Annotated in this window: 1 protein-coding gene; it reads left to right on the top strand. The window is 66.9% G+C overall.

From position 1 onward, the window contains the following. The coding region (locus A5652_RS22785; RefSeq protein WP_232001337.1) for a condensation domain-containing protein at window positions 1-1,682 on the top strand (1,682 nt) is incomplete at both ends.

The raw sequence follows: 1,682 nt of genomic DNA, 5'->3' as shown, positions 1-1,682 counted from the left end.
CAGGTCTTGGGGTTGGACCGGGTCGGGGTCGATGAGTCGTTCTTCGATGTGGGCGGCGATTCACTGTCGGCAATGCGGGCCATCGCCGCGACCAATAAGACTCTGAATGCCCATGTTTCGGTGCGCACCTTGTTCGAGGCGCCCACCGTGGCTCAGTTGGCCCCGCGATTGGGTGGCGACGGGGGTGGGCTGCAGCCGCTGGTGGCGGTGGAGCGGCCCGAGGTGGTGCCGTTGTCGTTTGCGCAGAACCGGTTGTGGTTCATCGACCAGTTGCAAGGCCCCTCGGCGGTGTACAACATGGCGGTGGCGTTGCGGCTGAACGGGCGCCTTGACGTCGAGGCGCTGGGGGCGGCGCTGGGCGATGTGGTGGGTCGTCACGAAAGCCTGCGGACGTTGTTCCCGTCGGTGGACGGCGTGCCCCGGCAGCTGGTGATCCCGGTGGAGGAAGCCGACTTTGGTTGGCAGGTCGTGGACGCCACCGGTTGGTCGGCTGGCCGGGTGGAGCAGGCCATCGCCGTGGTTGTGCGCGACCCGTTCGATCTGACGTCTGAGATCCCTTTGCGGGCAAGGCTTTTGCGTGTCGCCGACGAGGAGCACGTGCTGGTGGCCGTGGTGCACCATATCGCCGCGGACGGCTGGTCGATCTCGCCGATGGTCAGCGACTTGGGGCTGGCCTATGCCAGCCGGTGTGCCGGACAAGCCCCGAGTTGGGCCCCACTGGCGGTGCAATACGTCGATTACACGCTATGGCAGCGCGAACAGTTTGGTGAACTGCAGGATCCGCACAGTCGGATCGCTGCTCAGCTGACCTACTGGGAAGACCTGTTGGCCGGGCTGCCCGAACGGCTCGAGTTGCCCACCGATCGGCCGTACCCGCCGGTGGCCGATTACCGCGGGGCCCGGGTGATGGTGGATTGGCCGGCCGAGTTGCAGGAGCAGGTTGCTGGGCTCGCGGGTCAGTACAAGGCGACCAGCTTCATGGTGATGCAGGCCGCCCTTGCGGTGCTGCTCGCGAAGATGAGCGCCAGTTCCGATGTGGCCGTGGGATTTCCGATCGCCGGGCGTCGCGACCCCGCGCTGGACGAGCTGGTGGGGTCATTCGTCAACACGCTGGTGCTGCGCGTGAACGTGTCCGGCGATCCCACGGTTGCCGAGCTGTTGGCTCAGGTGCGCCAGCGCAGCCTGGCCGCCTACGAGCACCAAGACGTGCCGTTCGAGGTATTGGTGGAGCGGCTCAATCCCGCCCGGAGCCGTTCGCACCATCCGCTGGTGCAGGTGATGTTGGCCTGGCAGAACTTCGCCGGTGACCCGGCCGCCGACTTGGCGTTAGGCGATCTGCACGTGACCTCGCTGCCGGCGGACACCCATACCGCCCGCATGGACCTGACGTTCTCGTTGGCCGAACGCTGGAGCGAAGCCGGTGAGCCCGCGGGGATCGCCGGGGCAGTCGAGTTCCGTACCGATGTGTTCGACGCCGAAACCATTGACGCGCTGATCGAGCGGCTGCGGCGGGTGTTGGCCGCTATGACCGCCGACCCGGCGCTCCGGTTGTCGTCGGTAACTCTGATGGATGCGGACGAGCGCGCCCACCTGGATCGGATCGGTAATCGGGCGGTGTTGGCTCGGCCCGATCCGACTGCGCGGGTGTCGATTCCGGGGTTGTTCGCTGCGCAGGTGGCGCG

Origin of the sequence: Mycobacterium sp. 1165178.9, from assembly GCF_001673555.1 — a bacterium.
GTDB lineage: Bacteria > Actinomycetota > Actinomycetes > Mycobacteriales > Mycobacteriaceae > Mycobacterium.
The sequence above is the reverse complement of the archived record's forward strand: the minus strand, read 5'-3'. Positions and strand labels throughout refer to the sequence as shown.